The organism is Arthrobacter terrae (assembly GCF_015708085.1).
GTDB classification, from domain to species: domain Bacteria; phylum Actinomycetota; class Actinomycetes; order Actinomycetales; family Micrococcaceae; genus Arthrobacter_M; species Arthrobacter_M terrae.
Map to the genome: position 1 here is coordinate 129,585 of NZ_JADNYM010000007.1, position 18,283 is coordinate 147,867.

16 protein-coding genes and 2 tRNA genes are annotated in these 18,283 nt (G+C 62.3%); 4 read left to right on the forward strand and 14 right to left on the reverse strand.

The window, feature by feature from the left end:
• Positions 1-13 precede the first annotated feature (13 nt).
• The 6 genes from IV500_RS07135 to IV500_RS07160 form a co-directional block, all read right to left on the reverse strand.
• Positions 14-1,921 carry a glycosyltransferase family protein gene (locus tag IV500_RS07135; RefSeq protein WP_196396108.1) on the reverse strand — a complete coding sequence of 636 codons (1,908 nt, stop codon included), beginning with the start codon at positions 1,919-1,921 and terminating at the stop codon, positions 14-16.
• Positions 1,914-2,696 (reverse strand): ABC transporter ATP-binding protein, encoded by a 783-nt coding sequence (locus tag IV500_RS07140; protein ID WP_376770192.1) that lies wholly within the window; start codon positions 2,694-2,696, stop codon positions 1,914-1,916. The genes IV500_RS07135 and IV500_RS07140 overlap by 8 nt, the downstream gene beginning before the upstream one ends.
• 109 nt (positions 2,697-2,805) lie before the next feature.
• On the reverse strand, positions 2,806-3,693 hold the full coding sequence (locus IV500_RS07145; RefSeq protein ID WP_312875850.1) for an ABC transporter permease: 888 nt from the start codon (positions 3,691-3,693) through the stop codon (positions 2,806-2,808).
• A complete protein-coding gene (locus IV500_RS07150; RefSeq protein WP_230854612.1) occupies positions 3,693-5,477 on the reverse strand; it encodes a glycosyltransferase family 4 protein in 1,785 nt (594 codons plus the stop codon). Before IV500_RS07150 ends, IV500_RS07145 begins: the two co-directional genes overlap by 1 nt.
• Positions 5,474-6,679: a glycosyltransferase family 4 protein gene (locus IV500_RS07155; RefSeq protein ID WP_196396110.1), complete on the reverse strand. Its 1,206-nt coding sequence runs from the start codon at positions 6,677-6,679 to the stop codon at positions 5,474-5,476. The genes IV500_RS07150 and IV500_RS07155 overlap by 4 nt, the downstream gene beginning before the upstream one ends.
• A gap of 156 nt (positions 6,680-6,835) precedes the next feature.
• Positions 6,836-7,255, reverse strand: a complete 420-nt coding sequence (locus IV500_RS07160) for a hypothetical protein (RefSeq protein WP_196396111.1) — start codon at positions 7,253-7,255, stop codon at positions 6,836-6,838.
• A 591-nt stretch (positions 7,256-7,846) separates the two neighbouring features.
• On the opposite strand from IV500_RS07160, the gene IV500_RS07165 reads away from it, so the two are divergent.
• Entirely contained in the window at positions 7,847-8,380 is a 534-nt protein-coding gene (locus IV500_RS07165) for a DUF3515 family protein (RefSeq protein ID WP_196396112.1), read from the forward strand.
• Between the two features lie 47 nt (positions 8,381-8,427).
• Here the strand turns inward: IV500_RS07165 and IV500_RS07170 are convergent, their stop codons facing one another.
• The 4 genes from IV500_RS07170 to murA all read right to left on the reverse strand — a co-directional run bounded on the left by IV500_RS07170 (position 8,428) and on the right by murA (position 12,859).
• Positions 8,428-9,582, reverse strand: a complete 1,155-nt coding sequence (locus tag IV500_RS07170) for a D-alanine--D-alanine ligase family protein (protein WP_196396113.1) — start codon at positions 9,580-9,582, stop codon at positions 8,428-8,430.
• On the reverse strand, positions 9,579-10,598 hold the full coding sequence (locus IV500_RS07175) for an NAD(P)H-dependent glycerol-3-phosphate dehydrogenase (RefSeq protein WP_196396164.1): 1,020 nt from the start codon (positions 10,596-10,598) through the stop codon (positions 9,579-9,581). The genes IV500_RS07170 and IV500_RS07175 overlap by 4 nt, the downstream gene beginning before the upstream one ends.
• Positions 10,599-10,633: 35 nt before the next feature.
• Entirely contained in the window at positions 10,634-11,404 is a 771-nt protein-coding gene (locus IV500_RS07180; protein ID WP_196396165.1) for a lysophospholipid acyltransferase family protein, read from the reverse strand.
• A gap of 99 nt (positions 11,405-11,503) precedes the next feature.
• A complete protein-coding gene (gene murA / locus IV500_RS07185) occupies positions 11,504-12,859 on the reverse strand; it encodes a UDP-N-acetylglucosamine 1-carboxyvinyltransferase (RefSeq protein ID WP_196396114.1) in 1,356 nt (451 codons plus the stop codon).
• Between the two features lie 284 nt (positions 12,860-13,143).
• On the opposite strand from murA, the gene IV500_RS07190 reads away from it, so the two are divergent.
• Positions 13,144-14,094: a hypothetical protein gene (locus IV500_RS07190; protein WP_196396115.1), complete on the forward strand. Its 951-nt coding sequence runs from the start codon at positions 13,144-13,146 to the stop codon at positions 14,092-14,094.
• A gap of 157 nt (positions 14,095-14,251) precedes the next feature.
• Here the strand turns inward: IV500_RS07190 and leuD are convergent, their stop codons facing one another.
• Positions 14,252-14,851: a 3-isopropylmalate dehydratase small subunit gene (leuD, locus tag IV500_RS07195; RefSeq protein WP_196396116.1), complete on the reverse strand. Its 600-nt coding sequence runs from the start codon at positions 14,849-14,851 to the stop codon at positions 14,252-14,254.
• Between the two features lie 9 nt (positions 14,852-14,860).
• Complete coding sequence (gene leuC, locus IV500_RS07200) at positions 14,861-16,405, reverse strand: 3-isopropylmalate dehydratase large subunit (protein ID WP_312875851.1); 1,545 nt, start codon at positions 16,403-16,405, stop codon at positions 14,861-14,863.
• A gap of 197 nt (positions 16,406-16,602) precedes the next feature.
• Here leuC and IV500_RS07205 point away from each other — a divergent pair, with 197 nt between their 5' ends.
• Positions 16,603-17,322 carry an IclR family transcriptional regulator gene (locus IV500_RS07205; RefSeq protein ID WP_196396117.1) on the forward strand — a complete coding sequence of 240 codons (720 nt, stop codon included), beginning with the start codon at positions 16,603-16,605 and terminating at the stop codon, positions 17,320-17,322.
• Positions 17,323-17,422: 100 nt separating this feature from the next.
• Complete coding sequence (locus IV500_RS07210) at positions 17,423-17,992, forward strand: DUF1697 domain-containing protein (protein WP_196396118.1); 570 nt, start codon at positions 17,423-17,425, stop codon at positions 17,990-17,992.
• A 77-nt stretch (positions 17,993-18,069) separates the two neighbouring features.
• Here the strand turns inward: IV500_RS07210 and IV500_RS07215 are convergent.
• Both IV500_RS07215 and IV500_RS07220 read right to left on the reverse strand, forming a co-directional pair.
• Positions 18,070-18,142: transfer RNA gene (locus IV500_RS07215), tRNA-Glu, on the reverse strand.
• A gap of 68 nt (positions 18,143-18,210) precedes the next feature.
• Positions 18,211-18,282: transfer RNA gene (locus IV500_RS07220), tRNA-Gln, on the reverse strand.
• Between the last annotated feature and the right edge of the window lies 1 nt (position 18,283).

Below are 18,283 nucleotides of genomic sequence, written 5' to 3' on the forward strand. Positions count from 1 at the left end.
TCCTTACACCCTGTCATATTGTTACGTGTTCCTCAGGTCTACCAAAGAACCTTACTTGCCCAGATGCGACTAGTTCATCATCCGAAATTTTCCATGTGTGATCCAATCCGCTTCTTTCTTGAAAATAGTTGAAACGGTCAGCCGAATAGATAGTACCTGCGGCGCTGATGATATCTTCGAGGAAGGCGCTATCTTCACCACTTCCCAGAGAGCGAAACGGAACATCTAGAAATACCTGCCTATTTCCCATGATCGTCGGACCCATTATCATTCGAGTAAAGCGATGCTCTTTATGCGGAAACCGTAAAATCGTGATATTGCGACGAGCCAAATACATATAGTGCGCCTGCTTGCCGACAATCGTTGAATCGGAAAATTTCAAGGCATGTAGCTGATCGCGGATGTAGCTCGGACCGTAGTAGTCGTCGTCATCCATTTTAGTAAGCACTTCGCCAGACGATGCTCGTGCGCACAAGTTGAGGCATTCGCCCAAGGGCGTAGAGGCCGCCGCACTCAAAAGACATACTGAGTCGACGTCATGCCGCTTCATGAGGTGATCTAGCTCGCTCTGCTCCAGAACAAAACCGTGAGTGAGTAGTACGAGTTCGACCTCGACGTTGCGCTGAGAAGCGATTGCAGCGAAAATTGAGTCCAACTGGTGCGGGCGTATGGTACTCACCAGAGCGCTGACCGTTGGTGTTCTCACCGGATGCGAACGGCCGGGCAACGCCATGGCAATGACTGCTTCGGCACGATGGGCATAAGTATTCTCGTCCCAAATTCTCCGTTGCGCCTTATGCACTACGCGATCGTTCAACTCAGGGCTTTTAATCAACGCCTGAAGGAGGTGACCCGTTTGCTCGGCGGTTTCCGTGACCATGACCTCGTCGTCAGCAAAAAAAGTTGAAACGGCCGCGCTGTGGGTAGTGATTACGGGAGTTCCCGAGGCCGTTATCTCAAAGATTCTGCGCGCACACATGCTTGGCGACTCAACTACAGAATTGACGTTTAGAAAAACTTTGTAGGCTTTATAGGCGGTGAGCATCTGCAAGTAGGTCAGCGATCCCACCACTGCGGAGCTCAGGGGGGCCGGGAACTGGTAGTTGGGATCTCCTCCGAGCTCCCGGGAAAAGATCTCCAAACCCGTCGCTAGCCGAGGGCTCGCCATCATGGCTCCCCCTAAGATCATGTCCATCTGTACCCTACGTTCGGGGTATTTGTGAGCAAAGTACATCCCCGCGAACGCTACGTCCCTGAAGTGCCATCCGTGCCGAGGCCTGATGGGGTTATGAACGGTTGGCTGCGCAGCGAAGGGCAGAACGCCGATGTTGGCGTGTCCCAGATCCCGCTTATAGTCGGCCAGTCTGTTAACATCTGAGGTAAACACGTGGTCAAACATGCGAGCGGCAGGCAGGAAATCTCCGTAGTGTGGAGGGTCTTCTTTGTTCCAAAAAACTGTGGGAATTCCCTTATCACGGCACCAAGATACAAGTTCTGAGAACTGCGTTTTTGGACCCGAGGCCCCTGTCAACTGGTACTTCCAAGCCCCCCCATTTCCGCTCCAGGCGGATTCAACGAAGAGCAGGTCCACTGACTGTGCCGATAATTGGCTGCGCCAATCCTCGAGGGTGAGGCGAACCTGCTGCCACTCGTATCTAAGAGCTACGTCCGAAAAGTCGTCCAAAATCACAGCGGCAGTTATGTCTTTTCGCCTAGGGATTCGAACGGGCAATGCGACCGGTGCGAAGGACAGGCGCTTTTTCTTGCCGCGACCTGACCAGCAAGCTTCCGCCCCTCGAATGTTATCCGGGGTGCGAAAGCCTGCTTCCGCCCTCAGTCTTCGTCGCCAGATTTTGACTTGACCAAGGCCTCCACTGCGCAGGTGCCACAGGGCAGTCCGCAACTCCGCGACTTTATGCATGTCCGTTAGCCTCACTCTTCCGGAGTCCAGGAACGCGTTCCATGACCTCGGTGACAACAAGATTTGCCCGCGATTCCTCCAGGATCTTCGAGGCGGAAACGTTGTTGCCCTTGGAGAGGTGTCGGGTGAAGTCCCTATAGGCCTTGGTTACCTTCTGGGGCGGACCGTCCATAATCAAGTCGCCCTTGTCCAGCCAGATGGCCCGAGTGCACATTTCTGTGATTGTCTCCACGCTGTGGCTCACCAGCAGAACGCAACCGGCCTTCTCCCGCAGTTCGTCCATCCGACGCTTGCTCCGATCCGCAAACTGTGCGTCCCCCGTATTTAGCGCCTCGTCCACCAGCAGAATCTCCGGATCCACACTTGCTGCAATGGCGAATCGCAGCCGTGAGGACATCCCCGAGGAATACGACTTCATCGGCAAGTGAATGGATTTCTCTAGTCCCGACAGTTCAACGATGGTGTCAAAACTATGGTCGATCTCGTCACGACTCAGTCCCATTGCCAGACAGCCCAAAACCACGTTCTGGTCTCCGGAAAGGTCAGGCACTAAAGCCGCATTGACCCCGAGCATGATGGGGGTGCTCGAGGCGTAGACCGCGCCGCTGCTAGGCCTGATCTGGCCACTCACCAGCTTCATCAAGGTGCTCTTGCCGGAGCCATTGCGACCGATCACGCCTAGGGATTCGCCGCGACCCACTACCAATGACAGCTCATTGAGAGCTTTGACCGTGACGAGGTTAGAACGAGGTGACCTCCTGCGCGACAGCCACAGATGTCCGCGGGTGTTCGTCTGAACTGGCAGTTCCGTAGAGGCTACGCGATAGCGCATGGCCACTCGATCCACGGCCACGCAAGGGGAACCTTCCGCGTACATCACTTGCTCATCCACGGACATAGGATTCCTCTCCCTTCCAGAAGAAGACAATCCCTACGCCTAGGGCACCCAGCGCCCACAACGACAGAGCAGCCCACGACTGCCACAGCGGGACCCTACCGTATAGAACGCAGTCACGGACGATGTCAATCACGATGAATATCGGGTTCATCCTCATCATGGTGAGGATGAACGGATGGTCGATGAACCTCTCATAGGAATAGAACACCGCAGAACCATACATAACAGCCCGCAGTGCTAATGGCAGCAAATGGGTGACGTCATGGACCTTGGCAATCACCCGGGCCAAAATCAGACCGATGCCAAGATTGAAGACGAATTGCAGGACCACCACAGGAATCAACAACAACCACAGCCATGAAATCGTTTCCGCAGGCGGTGCTACGAGCACGATTAGGAGCATGGCAATGAGCAGTGGCACGTTGGCCATCAGCTCACGCAGATTCACACCAATTGGTAGCGCCGCCCTGGGAAAGTTAAAGGCTTGAATGATTGACTTGCTTTGTTGGATGGATCGAGCACCATTAGTGATGGAGCCTGCGCTGAGCTGGAACATGAAGATACCAATAACCAAGTAACCAATGAAGTTCGTGATACCGCCGCTTGTATGCAGCAGCAATCCAAAAATCAGGTAGTAAGTAAGCCCATTGAAAACCGGGTTCAGCAACAGCCACGCGCTGCCGAGCTTGTCACGTCGGGTTCCGCTTTGCACACGGGCACGAGCGTCGTAGAAGATGAACTGCCGGAAATCCCACAGCTGTACCAGGTAGTCCAAAAATCCTGGGCGCGCACCAACACGAGTCAGCTTGCCCATATCCACGGAAAGGTGAACCACAGCTGCCGGTTCCGGCAGGGCTGTTTGTTTTGTGGACACTAACTGACCTTCCTCAACTGCTGATATGCCCTTCCATAAGTGGCTGCGTCGGCGGCCCAAGTGCGGGTCCGCAACATGGCAGTCCTGCCACGAACGCCGAAATCTCGCCGCAGGGCCTCATCCTCCAGCAGCCGGCGAATCGCAGCGGCCAGCGCCGCGGGTGTTTCGGACGGCACCAATGTTCCGTTGACGCCATCGTTCACTATTTCCCGCAACGCCGGCAAATTGCTTGCCACCACGGGGCGAGCGCTAGCGAGTGCTTCCACTGGTTTCAGCGGAGTAACGGCTCGGGTAACGTCCAGATCCTTGCGTGGGACAACAAAAATATCTAGCGCCTGATGGTAAAGCACGGTTTGATCTCTAGGTACTCTACCGGTAAATATGGCACGCTCTGTCAGGCCTAGGCCGCGGACCTGTGTCTGCAGGGCCGCGAACTCCGCGCCGTCGCCGACTATGAGCAGGCGCAGGTCCGGGTGCTCCGGCGCCAATAGAGCGAACGCAGAGACCAAATCGTCCAGGCCTTCATAGTCCACCAGGCTGCTGACGGTTCCGATGTACTGCGCGTCCACCGGCAGGCCAAGTGCCCGTCGTGCTGCCTGCGGATTCATGGGTTCTTTGAGGAAGTCGCCGCCGACTGCATTCGGCGCGAGGATGATTTTGTCCGCGGAGACACCGGCGGCAACAATCGCTTCTTTCATCGTCTCCCCTAGAGTCACAACCAGGTCCGCGCTCTGCATGACCTCGGCTTCGCGTTCCTGGAAAAGCCGGTAGCGTTCGCTGTCCTTTGCTTCGGGTCCGCGGCGGGCAGCCCAGGTGTCCGCCAGCTGGCCGCGGACCTCGTAAACCCAGGGGATATCCAACGCTTTAGCAACCTCACGGACTACCAGACCGTTCACAAAATGCGTGGTGGTGTGCAGCACATCGGGGCGGAAGCCTCGGGCGACCCGCAATAGCTCCTCGGTCTGCTGCTGCAGCCGCGAATCCATTCCGGCTGCCAGCCGACCCGGAAGCATCCGCTGATACGGCACCCCGTCCACCACGTCGGTCCCCTTAGCCAGGATCTTGCCGACCTGGACGGGGTAGCCCAGCCGGGTGACGGCGCGGACACCCCAGCCAGCGGCCTGCTGCGCCACGAGGATGGAGTGCGTGCGCTGGGCGTAGCCACTGTTGGTGTGCGGGAGCGAGTTAGTGAGTAGATGCAGGACACGTTTTTCAGACGGAATCGGCGCTGAAGCGTTTGAAACCGCAGCGCCCGCTGCACTCCGTTTCGGGCTCCTCAGCTTTGGCGCAGCGGCGCCGGAGAAGACGGCGAGCTCGGCGGCCAAGCGGGCATGCTGACGCGCCAGCGCGCCCGTCTCTCCCCCCAGCACAGCGACGGCTTGGCTCATTGCGCCGCCGTACCAACGCCGTCGCGCCTCAGTAGCCGCAAGCCGTGACGTGCCCGGAAGGACATTCGCCAGTAACTGGTCTGCCCATTGCGGAAGATTGGCAACGAGGGCCACGTCCGCGGCCCGGCGCGCCTGCTGTCCGGACAAACCACGGGCGACTGCGGCGGCAAAGCGGCGCTGCAGCCCTGCGGTATCCCCGGCAGCAATGCAGGCCAGCAGGACCGTCGCGGAGGTGGAGTTCGTGCGGGCGAGTCGACAGATGAGCAGAGCGGGGCGCCGTACCAGTCGGGCCGGGAGCCGGCGCAGAATCTGCAGGCACAGCAGGATTGGGTCATCCGTGAGATGCTCTGCCACAGTGCGTGCGGCAAGGCTAATATTGCGGAACTGCTGGCTCAAAATGCGTCTGCGGATCTGCCGGACAGCTCGGAGATGAGTTCCATGTAGCGGCCGGAAAGCTGGGTATAGTCTGCGTGTTCCTTGACCCATTGACGGCTGCCTTCGCTGCGGATCAAGTTGCCGCGGTCCGCCGCCAATGTGCGCCACAGCGCGGCGATCGCTTCCGGGCTGGCCTTCACTACGTCTCCAGCGCCCGAATCGCGGACAATCCGCTCCGCTTCGCCCAAGACCACCGCCGTGACGTGCCGCCCGATGGCGAGCACCTCGTACGTTTTGGAAGGGACGGTGGTTTCGAAGGATTTCCAGTCATCCCGCAGTGAAACCACGCAGGTGTCCGCCTTAGCGTACTGCTCCAGCACCTTGGGCCCGTGCAGGGAAGGCAAAAAGGTCACCGGCGCATCGAGTTCACGGGCGAGCTTGACCAGCTCTTTGCGCTGCGTGCCATGGCCCACCAGCGTCAGATGCATGGAGTGGCCCACCAGGGCACTAGCCCGGATTATCACGTCCAGCCGCTGGCTGGCGCCGTGATTCCCCAGGTACAGGGCGGTAAAAGTTTCTTTAGCCAGGTCCGGGGCCGGGAGGACGGGAATTTTGTCCACATCCAACCCATTACTGACGGTGGCAACGTTCCGTACGCCGCGCGAGCGCAGGGTCGCGGCGAAGCCTTCGGTGACCGTGACCACCAGCTCCGCGCGGTTCTGAATGAATTCCACCGCATGTTCCACCACGGACTTCACGCTGCCTTGGACCATCCGCGCATCGCGGGCCAGATCCGGCCACGCGTCACGCATTTCCACGATCAGTGGCACCCTGCGGATGCGCGAAACAATGAACCCGGCGGCGAGGATGGGCAGGCTGGGGGCGGTGGCGACGACGACGTCCGGGCGGTTCCGCAGCAGGCTGGCGGGGATGGACATGGCGGCCGAGAAGCACTGATCAATCAAGCGGGCCAGTTGGGAATTACCGTGGGGGATGAAAGGAACGCGCATCACGCGTTCGCCGAAGCGGCCGCTCTGACTGCGGAAAGGTACGCCCGCTTCGCTGCGGGGCAGTTCGCGGCGGCCAACCGGGAAATGGGCCACCGGGGTTACAACGTCGACGTCCCAGCCGGCATCGCGGAAATTTCTGATAAAAGCGCTCCAACGGCGCTGCGGGGGGCTGTGCTCGGGCCAATACGAATGAGCCAGCAGCAGAACTTTCAAAGGAGGGTTCCCGGAGACATCGGCGGTTTCCCGCTCTTGCTCCTCCTGCCTTGTGCTAGACCCCGCGGTACCTGACCAGACTGGTCTTGATTGCTGGGTGCATGACTGCTGTTTTCTTGACTGCTGTGTGAACTGCTTCGCGATGGCCACTGTGACCTACTTCGCGGACGCGGGCGGACCGCGGCGGCCGTTGCTGCGCAACACCCTGAAGTAGAAGAAGCCCAGACCCAGCAGGATCGCGATGGTCAGCAGCTGCACCGGCAATGGGCTACCGGTGTCTGCGGCCAGGCTGGCGTCAATTTTGGGTGTGCCGCCGGATTTTCCACCCGCTGCTGAGACGGGTTTCTTCGTGGCGGAGGGCTTCGACTTGGCTTTTGCGGTGGGACTGGCGGTGGCCTCCTGCGTCGCTGCCGCCTCCGCAGTTGGCTCGGCCGCCGTATCAGGGTCTACCTGAGGGGTATCTTCTGCCGCGGGGACATCCTCGGGAGCAACGTACGGTACGGCGGGAGCGACGTCAGGCTCAGCCGGAGCAACGTAGGGTACGGCCGGAGCAACATAGGGTGCAACGTAGGGCACCGTCTCGACGGGCTGCTCCGGAGAAACTATCGGCGCAGGAGGCTCCGGCGCGGGGCTAGGATCCGGCGCAGGAATCTCCGGAGCAGGGCTAGGATCCGGCGCAGGAATCTCCGGAGCAGGGCTAGGATCCGGCGCAGGAGTCGTCGGCGTAGGGCTAGGGGTCGGCGCAGGGCTGGGGGTCGGCGCAGGGGTCAACGGCGTATGAATCACATCGTCTGAAAGCGCAACCGCTGTAGTCGAAGCCGGGTCGCCGTCGCTGACAGCCATTGCCGGGGAACTGAAAAAAGCCAGCAGTAAGGCAACCAGGACAAAGCAGAGGGCGGCTCGCGTGCCGCCCGTTCTGCTGCCGGATCTGCTAACCAATGGCCCCCCTGAGGAATTAAAATTGCGACTTGGAAGTTATGAATCTGCGTGGACCGGCTGAGACGACCGGGTAGACACGCACTGCGCGACGGACTCAAAAACTTTAGCGGTGTGAATCGCGGAGTTTCGTAACTTAGCGCAACAACTTCTCCATGGTACAGCATGAACAGCGCTCATGACCTTTCAATCCCGCATTTTGGACTGCCCGGCGGGCGGTAGCCTTGAAGGATGCTCCCGCTCGTCCGTACCGGTCACCGCCACGCCTCTTTTTTTCCGCCCCTCCGTCTCCCCAGGCTGCTGACGCTGACAGTAATGGCCGCGGGCGCCGTCGTCGCGCTGTCCGGCTGCACACCGGCTGTGGAAGTGTCGGCTGCACATGACTCGGCGAACCCGGCCTGCGCGCCAATGATGGTTGCGCTGCCGGATGTGTTGGGCGACGCCGCTCTTCGCCCGACCACGACACAGGCCACCGCTGCTTGGGGGGACCCCTCGCTGGTAATTCTGCGCTGCGGCGTTAGTGTCCCGGGCCCGACGACGGACCGTTGCGTGGGCGTCAATGGCGTGGACTGGATTATTAAGCAGGAAGCATCCGCTTGGACGCTGACCACGTACGGGCGCACGCCCGCCACGGAAGTGGTCTTGGATCCGGACAAGATCCCGTCCAGCACGGTGCTGGCCCAGCTCTCCAGCGCGGCGGCGAAGATTCCTGCGCAGCGCAAGTGCCTGGGCCCCGCCGATGAGACCGCGGTACCGACGAAGTAGGTGTTGGCGAAGCTCGATTCAACGGCCGGCGCCGCTGCGCGCAGGCGCTACCGCAGCCCGGTTTTCCGGTTCAGCCCCAGCTGGAGCAGCTCGTCGATCAGGTCTGGGTAGGCCAGCCCTGTGGCGGCCCACATTTGCGGGTACATGGATTTGGGCGTGAACCCGGGCATGGTGTTGATTTCATTGATGATGATTTCGCCTTCGTCCGTGTAGAAGAAGTCCACCCGGGAAAGGCCTTCGGCTGAAACGGCGTCGAAGGCGACGGCGGCGAGGTCGCGGATCTTCGTCACGACCTCGGCCGGGAGGTCCGCGGGGCAGCTGAGAACAGCGGCGTTATCCTGGACGTACTTGGCGGTGAAGTCATAGAACGCGTGGCTCGCGTCGGCCACCACTATTTCTCCGGGCATGGACGTCCGCGGTACGTTGCTCCCCCGGCCTTCCAGCACGGCACACTCGATTTCGCGGCCCGAGATTCCGGCTTCGATCACCAGCTTCAGATCGTGCCGCCGGGCCTCTTCGATGGCCGCGGGCAGTTCCGCCAGACAGTCCACCTTGGAGATGCCCATTGAGGAGCCGGCGCGGGCCGGTTTGACGAAGACGGGGAAGCCCAGTGCAGCGACGCTGTCCCGCACGGTCTGCGGATCATTGGTCCACTGCCGGTCCGTGACGGCAATGTATGGCCCCACGTCCAGCCCGGCGGCGGCAAAAACCACCTTCATGAAGTGCTTGTCCATCCCGACGGCAGAGGCCAGCACACCGGCGCCAACGTAGCGGGTGTCGGCGAGTTCCAGCAGTCCCTGGACGGTCCCGTCTTCGCCGAATGGGCCGTGCAGGACTGGGAAGACCACGTCCACTTCGCCCAGTTCCTGGGGGACCTGGTTGGGCGCGGTCACGATGAGCTGTGGTGTGCCGCCGGTTCCGGTCAGCGAAACGGTGGCGTCCGACGGCGGAACTTCCGGCAGCTGCCCCGAACTCAGTGACCAGGTGGTCGGGTCCCCCGAGGCGAGCACCCACTGCCCGGTCTTGGTGATGCCGATGGGAATGACGTCGTATTTTTCGTTGTCAATGGCGCCCAGGACGCCGGCTGCGGTGACGCAGCTGACGGCGTGTTCGCTGGAACGGCCGCCGAAGAGGACTGCAACCCGGGGCCGGCGGACGGATTCGGAACCGGAGGCGGACGCTTGGTTGCTGCGGGTACTCACGCTTGGATTTCACCTTCGGATTTCAGGTCCCGGCTCATCAGCAGGGGGCCAAGTTCGTCAATGGAGAGCTTTCCAGCCAGCACAGCAACCACTGCTTCGGTAATGGGCATCTCAATGCCCAGCTGGCGCGCCAGATCATGCACGGCCTGGCCGGATTTGATCCCCTCGGCAGTCTGTGTCATGCGCTCACCCACCTGTGCCAGTGTCAGCCCCTCGCCCAACAGCCGGCCCGCTGTGCGGTTGCGGCTCAGCGGGGATGAACAGGTGGCCACGAGGTCGCCCAGCCCGGCGAGCCCGGCCATGGTCTCCGCCTCGCCCCCGAGCGCCAAAGCCAGCCGCGTGGTTTCGGCCAGTCCGCGGGTGATCACCGAGGCCTTGGTATTATCCCCCATGCGCTTGCCGTCGCAGATACCCACGGCCAGCGCAATGATGTTTTTGACGATGCCGCCGATCTCCACGCCCACTACGTCGGTGTTGGTGTAGGGGCGGAAGTATGGCGGCGTGCAGACCGCGGCAATCCACGCCGCGGTCTGCGCATGCGCGCAGGCCACCACGGACGCGGTGGGCTCCTGCCGTGCAATTTCCAGCGCTAGGTTGGGCCCGGAGATAACGCCGATCTGCTCCGCGGGCAGTGTGAGTTCCTCCGCGATGACCTGGCTCATCCGGGCGTCCGTGCCCACTTCCAGCCCCTTCATCAGGGAAACAACCACGGCGGCAGGCGCTACGTGCGGCGCCCACGTGTGCAGCTGTGCCCGAAGCGACTGGGCCGGAACGGCAAGGACTACCAGTTCTGCGCCATGGAGCACCTCGGTGACATCCGTGGACGCGGTGATGCTTTCCGGCAGCGCAACATCCGCAAGGTACCGGCTGTTGCGGTGGCTGGAGTTGATTTCCTGCACCACTTCGGCGCGGCGGCCCCAGACCATAATGGCGCGATCGGTCCCGGTGGCTGCGTCGCCAAGGACCTTGGCGAAGGTTGTCCCCCAGCTGCCGGCGCCCAAGACAGCAATCTTCATGGGCGCGGGACGGTGCGCGGTGTCGGGCTGGAGGGTCACGAGGCGTCTCCGGTGGGCTGCGTGCCCGCGGAAGTTCCGCCGTCGGACGCCTCTCCACCGGCGGACTTACTACCCGCACCGCCCGCAGCGGGGCCGCCATTCCGGCGCTCCACGTCGCGGCCGTGCGACGTTTGCGCGTGGACCTTGGGATCCCAGCGCACCGCCGGCGGCTGCTCGCCGCGAAGCTGGGCCAGCAGAGCCGTCATGTCATCCAAAATCACCGTGGTGGCCGCGTCCAGAGTTGCCCGGTCCAGCGGAGCGTCCTTGAAGCGGCTCAGATCCACCGGATCGCCGACCAGTACGCGGACGGTTTTGCGGGGAAAGATGTGCACCCGCTTGGCATAGCGGGGAAACGCCTCCTGCGCGCCCCAATGCGCCACCGGAACAACCGGGGCGCCGGTCATCAGCGCCAGCCTGGCCGCGCCGGTGTGCCCGCGCATCGGCCACAGGTCCGGATCTCTGGTAAGGGTTCCCTCCGGGTAGACGATGATGGCACCGCCCTCGCCCAGCACCTCGCGGGCCAGCTCCAGCGACTTCCCGGCGGTAGTGCCCGCGCGCTGCACCGGTATCTGCCGGGCACCGCGAAGCACCGTACCCACCACCGGGGTGCGGAAAAGCCCGTCCTTGGCCATGAAGTGCGGCATGATGTCCTGGTTGTACAGCATGTGGCCGACAACGATCGGATCGATCTCGGTGCAGTGCGTGGGGCACATAATGAAGCCCTGGCCCTTGGGCAGCTTCTCCAGCCCCAGCCACTGCTTGCGCATCAGGATGTTCGCCAACGGGCGCAGGGCCCAGGCAGCCACCCCGATCCAGATCCGGGCGCGTTTGGGCAGGCGCTTAGGTACGGTCACCACGATGTGCTCCTAGCGGCTGATCTGTGCAGCCGGTGTGGATTTGCGGCTGTTCTGGACGTCGAAATCGGCTCCCAGACCCTCCAGCTTAGAGGTGAAACGCTCATAGCCGCGGTTAATCACGTCGATGCCCGTGACTCGGGACGTTCCGGTGGCGGCGAGGGCTGCGATCAGGTGGCTGAAACCGCCGCGCAGATCCGGAATATCAATGTCCGTGCCCTTGAGCTGGGTGGACCCGGAGACGACGGCCGAATGCAGGAAATTCCGCTGCCCAAAGCGGCACGGAACGCTGCCAAGGCACTCTCGGTGGACCTGGATATTGGCGCCCATCCGCACCAGCGCCTCGGTGAAGCCGAAACGGTTCTCATAAACGGTTTCATGCACAATGGACACGCCCTCCGCCTGCGTCAACGCCACGACCAGCGGCTGCTGCCAGTCCGTCATGAAACCGGGATGCACATCCGTCTCCAACACCAGCGGGTTTAATTTCCCGCCCTGATGGTAGAACCGGATGCCGTCGTCATTGATGTCCATCCCGCCGCCCATCTTCCGGTACGTGTTCAGGAAGGTCATCATGTCCCGCTGCGACGCGCCTGCCACGTAGATGTCACCTCGGGTGACCAGCGCCGCCGAAGCCCAGGACGCGGCCTCGTTACGGTCCGGCAGGGCCCGGTGCGAGTAGCCACGGAGTTCCTTGACGCCTTCAATGCGGATGGTGCGGTCCGTCTGGACGCTGATGATGGCGCCCATTTTCTGCAGGACGGAGATCAAATCCACGATTTCCGGCTCGGTGGCAGCGCCGGTCAGCTCCGTGATGCCGTCCGCGCGGGTAGCGGCGAGCAGCACCTGCTCGGTGGCGCCGACACTGGGGTAGGGCAGGGAAATCTTGGTTCCATGCAGGCCCTTCGGCGCAGAAATATGGATGCCACCCGGACGCTTTTCGACGACGGCGCCAAACTGCCGGAGCACGTTCAGGTGGTAGTCGATGGGACGGTCGCCGATTTTGCAGCCGCCCAGATCCGGGATGAAGGCTTCGCCGATCGCATGGATGAGCGGGCCGCAAAACAGAATCGGGATACGCGAGTCCCCCGCGTGGGCGTCGATGGCCGTGCTGGGTGCCGTTTTGGCGTTTTGCGGATCCAGCGTGAGGTCTCCGGTGACCGGATCCTTGAGGACGGTCACGCCGTGGATCTGCAGCAGGGAGGTGACCACCTCCACGTCCTTGATCTCCGGAACGTTGCGCAGAACCGAGGGCTCATTACCCAGTAGGGCTGCGACCATGGCCTTCGGGACCAGATTTTTGGCTCCCCGAACCTTTACCCGCCCTGTCAGGGGCACACCGCCACGAACCGTCAGAACGCTACTCATCAATAACCAGTTTCCTCACACTTTGCTGGCCCGCGGATACGGCGAGGGCCTCGACTAAGCATAGTTTCTCCGCTAAGCAGACTGAAATACTCCCGTGTCGCCGCGCCGGAGCACTATATTCCCCGCTGTGCCACCGCCGTCGATCCTGTTCTGCCGTGAAGATGGACGAACGCCCGTGAAATTCCCACGTCACTTGTCCACCACACGGGCATAGCGGGGTCTCGCTGTTCACAATCAGTACAGACCGATGGCTTAGTCAGCTGCAAACCGGCAGTCTGCTCAGAATGAGGAACTTCACACCACCACTCTGGATCACCTCGGCGGACGACCCGGACGACGAATATTTCTCGCGCAGGCTGTCCCGCCGCGCCAAGTCCGGCGAGCTCACGCGGGTCCGGCAAGGGTTGTTCCGGCCGACCACGGTCTGGCATAACCTCAAGCCCTGGGAACAGTATCGGATGCGGATCGAGGCCGTTCACCGCACAGCGCGTTCGGCTCCGATTTTCTGCCATCGTGCAGCCGCGCAAATGTGGGGAATCCCCGTCATAACCATTCCGGCAACTGTGGACACCTATGAGGGCCGGTCGGGCGGAGGGCATTCAGGGGCGGGCGTTCACCGGCACCGGGCAGATCTGGCGAAAGTCTGCACGGCGCGGGTAGACGGGCTGATCGTGACGTCCAAGCTACAGACGGCACGTGATCTCGCGGTGGTTCTGCCCTTTCCAGAGGCCGTTGCGGCAATGGATAGGATCCTGTCCCCGCGGCTGTTAGTGGGAGAAAGGAGATCCGGCCCGATCCAGAAGAGCCAAATGGAAATCTCCATGAAGCTCCTACCGCATGCAAACCACATCAGGCGGGTTGAACGGGTGCTGTCATTCGCTGACGGGCTCTCAGGCTCACCAGGCGAATCGCTAAGCCGCGCTTACATGAAGCAGTTCGGGTTCCTTGCACCGGAGCTACAACACGAGGTTCGGGATGGGCAGGGCCGGATCGGTTACACGGACTTTTACTGGAATGAGCTCGGATTAGTCGGCGAATTTGATGGTTGGGTCAAGTACTCGCGTGGCGAATACCTCGCTGGCGATTTACCGGCGGAGGCGCTGTGGAAGGAAAAGATCCGCGAGGACCGGATCAGGGCTACGGGGCTGCGGGTAATCCGCTGGATGTGGCCCGAGGTCAGCAACCCCGACCTATTGCGTCAACGGCTGCTGGGCGCCGGGCTGCGGCCGCAATGAACTCGGGATGGTGCAGTTCCGCGGCGTCATTCACTCCGTACCGCCGTGTTTGGCCATGCAAGTGGACGGATGCCGTGGAAATTTCCATGGCATCCGTCCATCTGACCGGCATCTCAGCGGGGAATGACGTCCCAGCAGGGCGTACCCGATCCTGCGGCTACGTCCGCGCCGGGAGGGTGGTCGGTTTGAACGCCGGGCGGGTGGCTTCGAACGCGGTGATGTCCTCTTCGTGGCGCAGGGTCAGGCCGATGTCATCCAGCCCTTCCAGGAGCCGCCACCGGGTGTAGTCATCGATGGAAAACGGCGCCACAACGGAGCCGCAGTGCACCGTTTTACTGTCCAGATCCACGGTGATTTCGGTGCCCGGCGCGTTCTCCAGCACCTTCCAGATGAGCTCGATGTCATCCTGGGCCAATTCGGCGGCCAGCAGTCCCTGCTTGCCCGAGTTCCCGCGGAAGATGTCCGCAAACCGGGAGGAGAGTACGGCCTTGAACCCGTAGTCCTTCAGCGCCCACACGGCGTGCTCCCGCGAGGACCCGGTGCCGAAGTCAGCGCCGGCGACCAGCACGGAGCCGGCGTCAAAGGGCTTCTGGTTGAGAATAAACTCCGGATTCTTGCGCCAGCTGGAAAACAGCGCATCCTCGAAGCCGGTGCGCGTGATGCGCTTGAGGTACACGGCGGGAATGATCTGGTCCGTGTCGACGTTGCTCTGCCGCAGCGGGACGCCGATTCCGGTGTGCGTGGTGAATTTCTCCATGACTGTCTCCTAGCTGACCGTGGACTCGGCGTACGGGGATTCGGCGGGCTGACCGAGCAAGGCGGGATCGGCCAGCGGGCTGCCGGTGTCCGGCTCGCTGCGCGGGGGCAAGTCCGACGGCGAACTGAGCGTTCCGCGCACCGCGGTGGCCGCGGCAACAACCGGGGACACCAAGTGGGTCCGCCCGCCCTTGCCCTGCCGGCCCTCGAAGTTGCGGTTCGAGGTGGAGGCGCAGCGCTCTCCCGGTGCCAACTGGTCCGGGTTCATGCCCAGGCACATCGAGCAGCCGGCAAAGCGCCATTCCGCCCCGAAGTCCATGAACACCTTGTCCAGCCCCTCGGCCTCGGCATCCAACCGGACGCGGGCGGAGCCGGGCACCACTAACATGCGGATCTTCGGGTCTTTGGTGCGTCCGCGGATGATGTCCGCCGCGGCACGCAGGTCCTCGACGCGGGAGTTGGTGCAGGAGCCCAGGAAGACGGTGTCGACCCGGATGTCCTTCATCGGCGTGCCGGCGGCCAGATCCATGTACGCCAGCGCCCGCTCCGCCGCAGCCTTTGCGTTCTCGTCACCAAAGTCCTCCGGCGACGGCACACTGCCGCTGAGCGAAACGCCCTGTCCCGGGTTGGTCCCCCACGTGACGAATGGCTCCAACGTGTCGGCGTCGAGGTCAACAGCGGCGTCGAAAGTGGCACCGTCGTCCGTCCCCAGCGTTTTCCAATAGTCGACGGCGGCATCCCAGTCCGCGTCCTGCGGCGCGTGCGGGCGGCCCTTGAGGAACTCAAACGTCGTCTCGTCCGGGGCTACCATGCCGGCGCGCGCGCCCGCTTCGATGGACATATTGCAGATGGTCATCCGGGCTTCCATGGAAAGCGCCCGGATGGCCGAGCCACGGTATTCCAGCACGTATCCCTGACCGCCGCCGGTGCCGATTTTGGCGATTACGGCCAAAATGATGTCCTTGGAGCTCACGCCCGGGCGCAGCGTGCCTTCGACGTTGATGGACATGGTTTTGAACGGCTTCAGCGGCAGCGTCTGGGTGGCCATCACATGCTCTACCTCGGAAGTGCCGATGCCCATCGCGAGGGCGCCAAACGCCCCGTGCGTGGAGGTGTGCGAGTCACCACAGACCACCGTCATGCCCGGCTGCGTGAGCCCGAGCTGCGGGCCGATGATGTGCACAATGCCCTGGTTGGCATCCCCGAGGGAGTGCAGCCGGACACCGAATTCACGGCAGTTTTCGCGCAGCTTTTCGATCTGCGTCCGGCTGGTCAGGTCCGCAATCGGCTTGTCGATCGCCAGCGTCGGGGTGTTGTGATCCTCCGTCGCAATGGTCAGATCCGGGCGTCGCAGCGGGCGGCCGGCCAGGCGCAGCCCCTCGAAGGCCTGCGGGGAGGTGACCTCGTGGATTAGATGAAGATCGATGTAGAGCAGATCCGGCTGGGCAGCGTCGCCCGTACCCTCGCCCTTGCGGACAATGTGGTCCTCCCAGACCTTTTCTGCCAGCGTCTTCGCCCCGGCTGAGCGGCGTCCGGCAATCCGTGCTTCGGTCACGGCCAGTTCCCTTCATCAATGGCATCTGGCGTGCATCGCCGTTAGGCTGCGTCCGGATGCCGGCTATCCCCGTAAAGAATGGCCACATCAACATTCCGTGGCCGTGTGCGTCGTATTCAGCAACTGAACCAGCAACGCAACGCACCACGCCAGCCAATCGATTTGCATCTCATATGCTGAGACGGCAATATCAATACATGGACAATTCTAGCGGTGTTGGCGTCATAGATAAAGCGGCCCAGGTCCTCAACGCTTTAGAGGCCGGACCGACCACCCTGGCTCAGCTTGTCGCCGCCACCGGGCTCGCCCGGCCCACCGTCCACCGGCTCGCTCTGGCACTGGTTCATCATCGATTGGTTAGCCGCGACATTCAGGGCCGATTCGTCCTTGGCAGCCGCCTGGTGGAACTGGCCTCCGCCGCCGGCGAGGACAGGTTGATCGCTGCAGCCGGGCCTGTGCTGCTTCAACTGCGCGACGTCACGGGCGAAAGTGCGCAGATTTTCCGCCGACAGAGTGACTCGCGCGTCTGCGTGGCGTCCGCCGAACGGCCCATCGGCCTGCGCGACACCATCCCGGTGGGTACTCAGCTCAGCATGAAGGCCGGTTCCGCCGCTCAGGTACTGCTCGCCTGGGAGGACAACGAGCGACTGTTGGACGGTCTGCAGAACGCCCGCTTCACACCCACCGTCCTGGCCGGAGTCCGCCGGCGCGGCTGGGGGCAGAGCCTGGGCGAGCGGGAAATGGGCGTGGCCTCCGTCTCGGCTCCCGTGCGCGGGCCCTCCGGGCGCGTCATTGCCGCCGTCTCGATTTCCGGACCGATCGAACGCCTCACACGTCAACCGGGCCGGTTGCACGCGGAGATCGTCTGTAGTGCGGCCCGCACGCTGACCGACGCGCTGCGCAAGACCACCGACTAACCGGCAGCGCAAACCGCCCCCGCCGCTCCTCGTCCGGCAACGCAACCTGCCGCCGTCGAACTCAACTGCGGACGTTGCCGTCGGGCGCTATTCTGATCCGATGACCACCAGTCCCGGCCCCGACCCGTCTCCCGACGGCCACTACGCCATCTTCCTGCGCGGGGTGAACGTCGGCGGCATCAATATCAAGATGACCGACCTCAAGCGCGCGCTCACGCAACTCCCCCTGTACAGCGTCGCTACCCTGCTGGCCAGCGGAAATATCATCTGTCAAACCGCCATGGGACCCGCCGAGCTCAAGTCCGCCGTCGAGACATGCCTACGGGACACCTTCGGCTATGATGCCTGGGTAGTTGTGCTCACTGTGTCCCGGATCGCGGCACTCATCGCGGCCTGCCCGTACCCTGCGGACTCCGCCAAGGACCACTGCTACATCACTCTCGGCTCGGATTCCGAAATCCTGACCGAGCTCTACGGCCTCGCTGAACAGCTTCCGAGCGTGGAACAGTGCCGCCTTGGACCGGAGGCAACCGCCTGGCTGGCACCCGTGGGCGGGACGCTGGAGAGCCCGTTCAGCAAACTGTCAGCGAAGTCCAGATACAAATCCAGTACGACGACGAGAAACCTCCGCACGCTGGTGAAAGTCCGGGACGCCCTGGCCCGGCTTTGAAACGTGACCACGCTATGGGGTTTGCGCACGAAAAAAGCCCCCATCCAGGCAATATGCCGGATGAGAGCTTCCTGTTGTGACCCCAGCGGGATTCGAACCCGCGTTACCGCCGTGAGAGGGCAGCGTACTAGGCCGCTATACGATGGGGCCCTAATACATTCGATTACTACTGCCGAAAATCCCTGCAGATAGACTGCGATACATCGGATTTCCGAGCGCTGGGATACCAGGACTCGAACCTAGAATAACGGTACCAGAAACCGTTGTGTTGCCAATTACACCATATCCCAA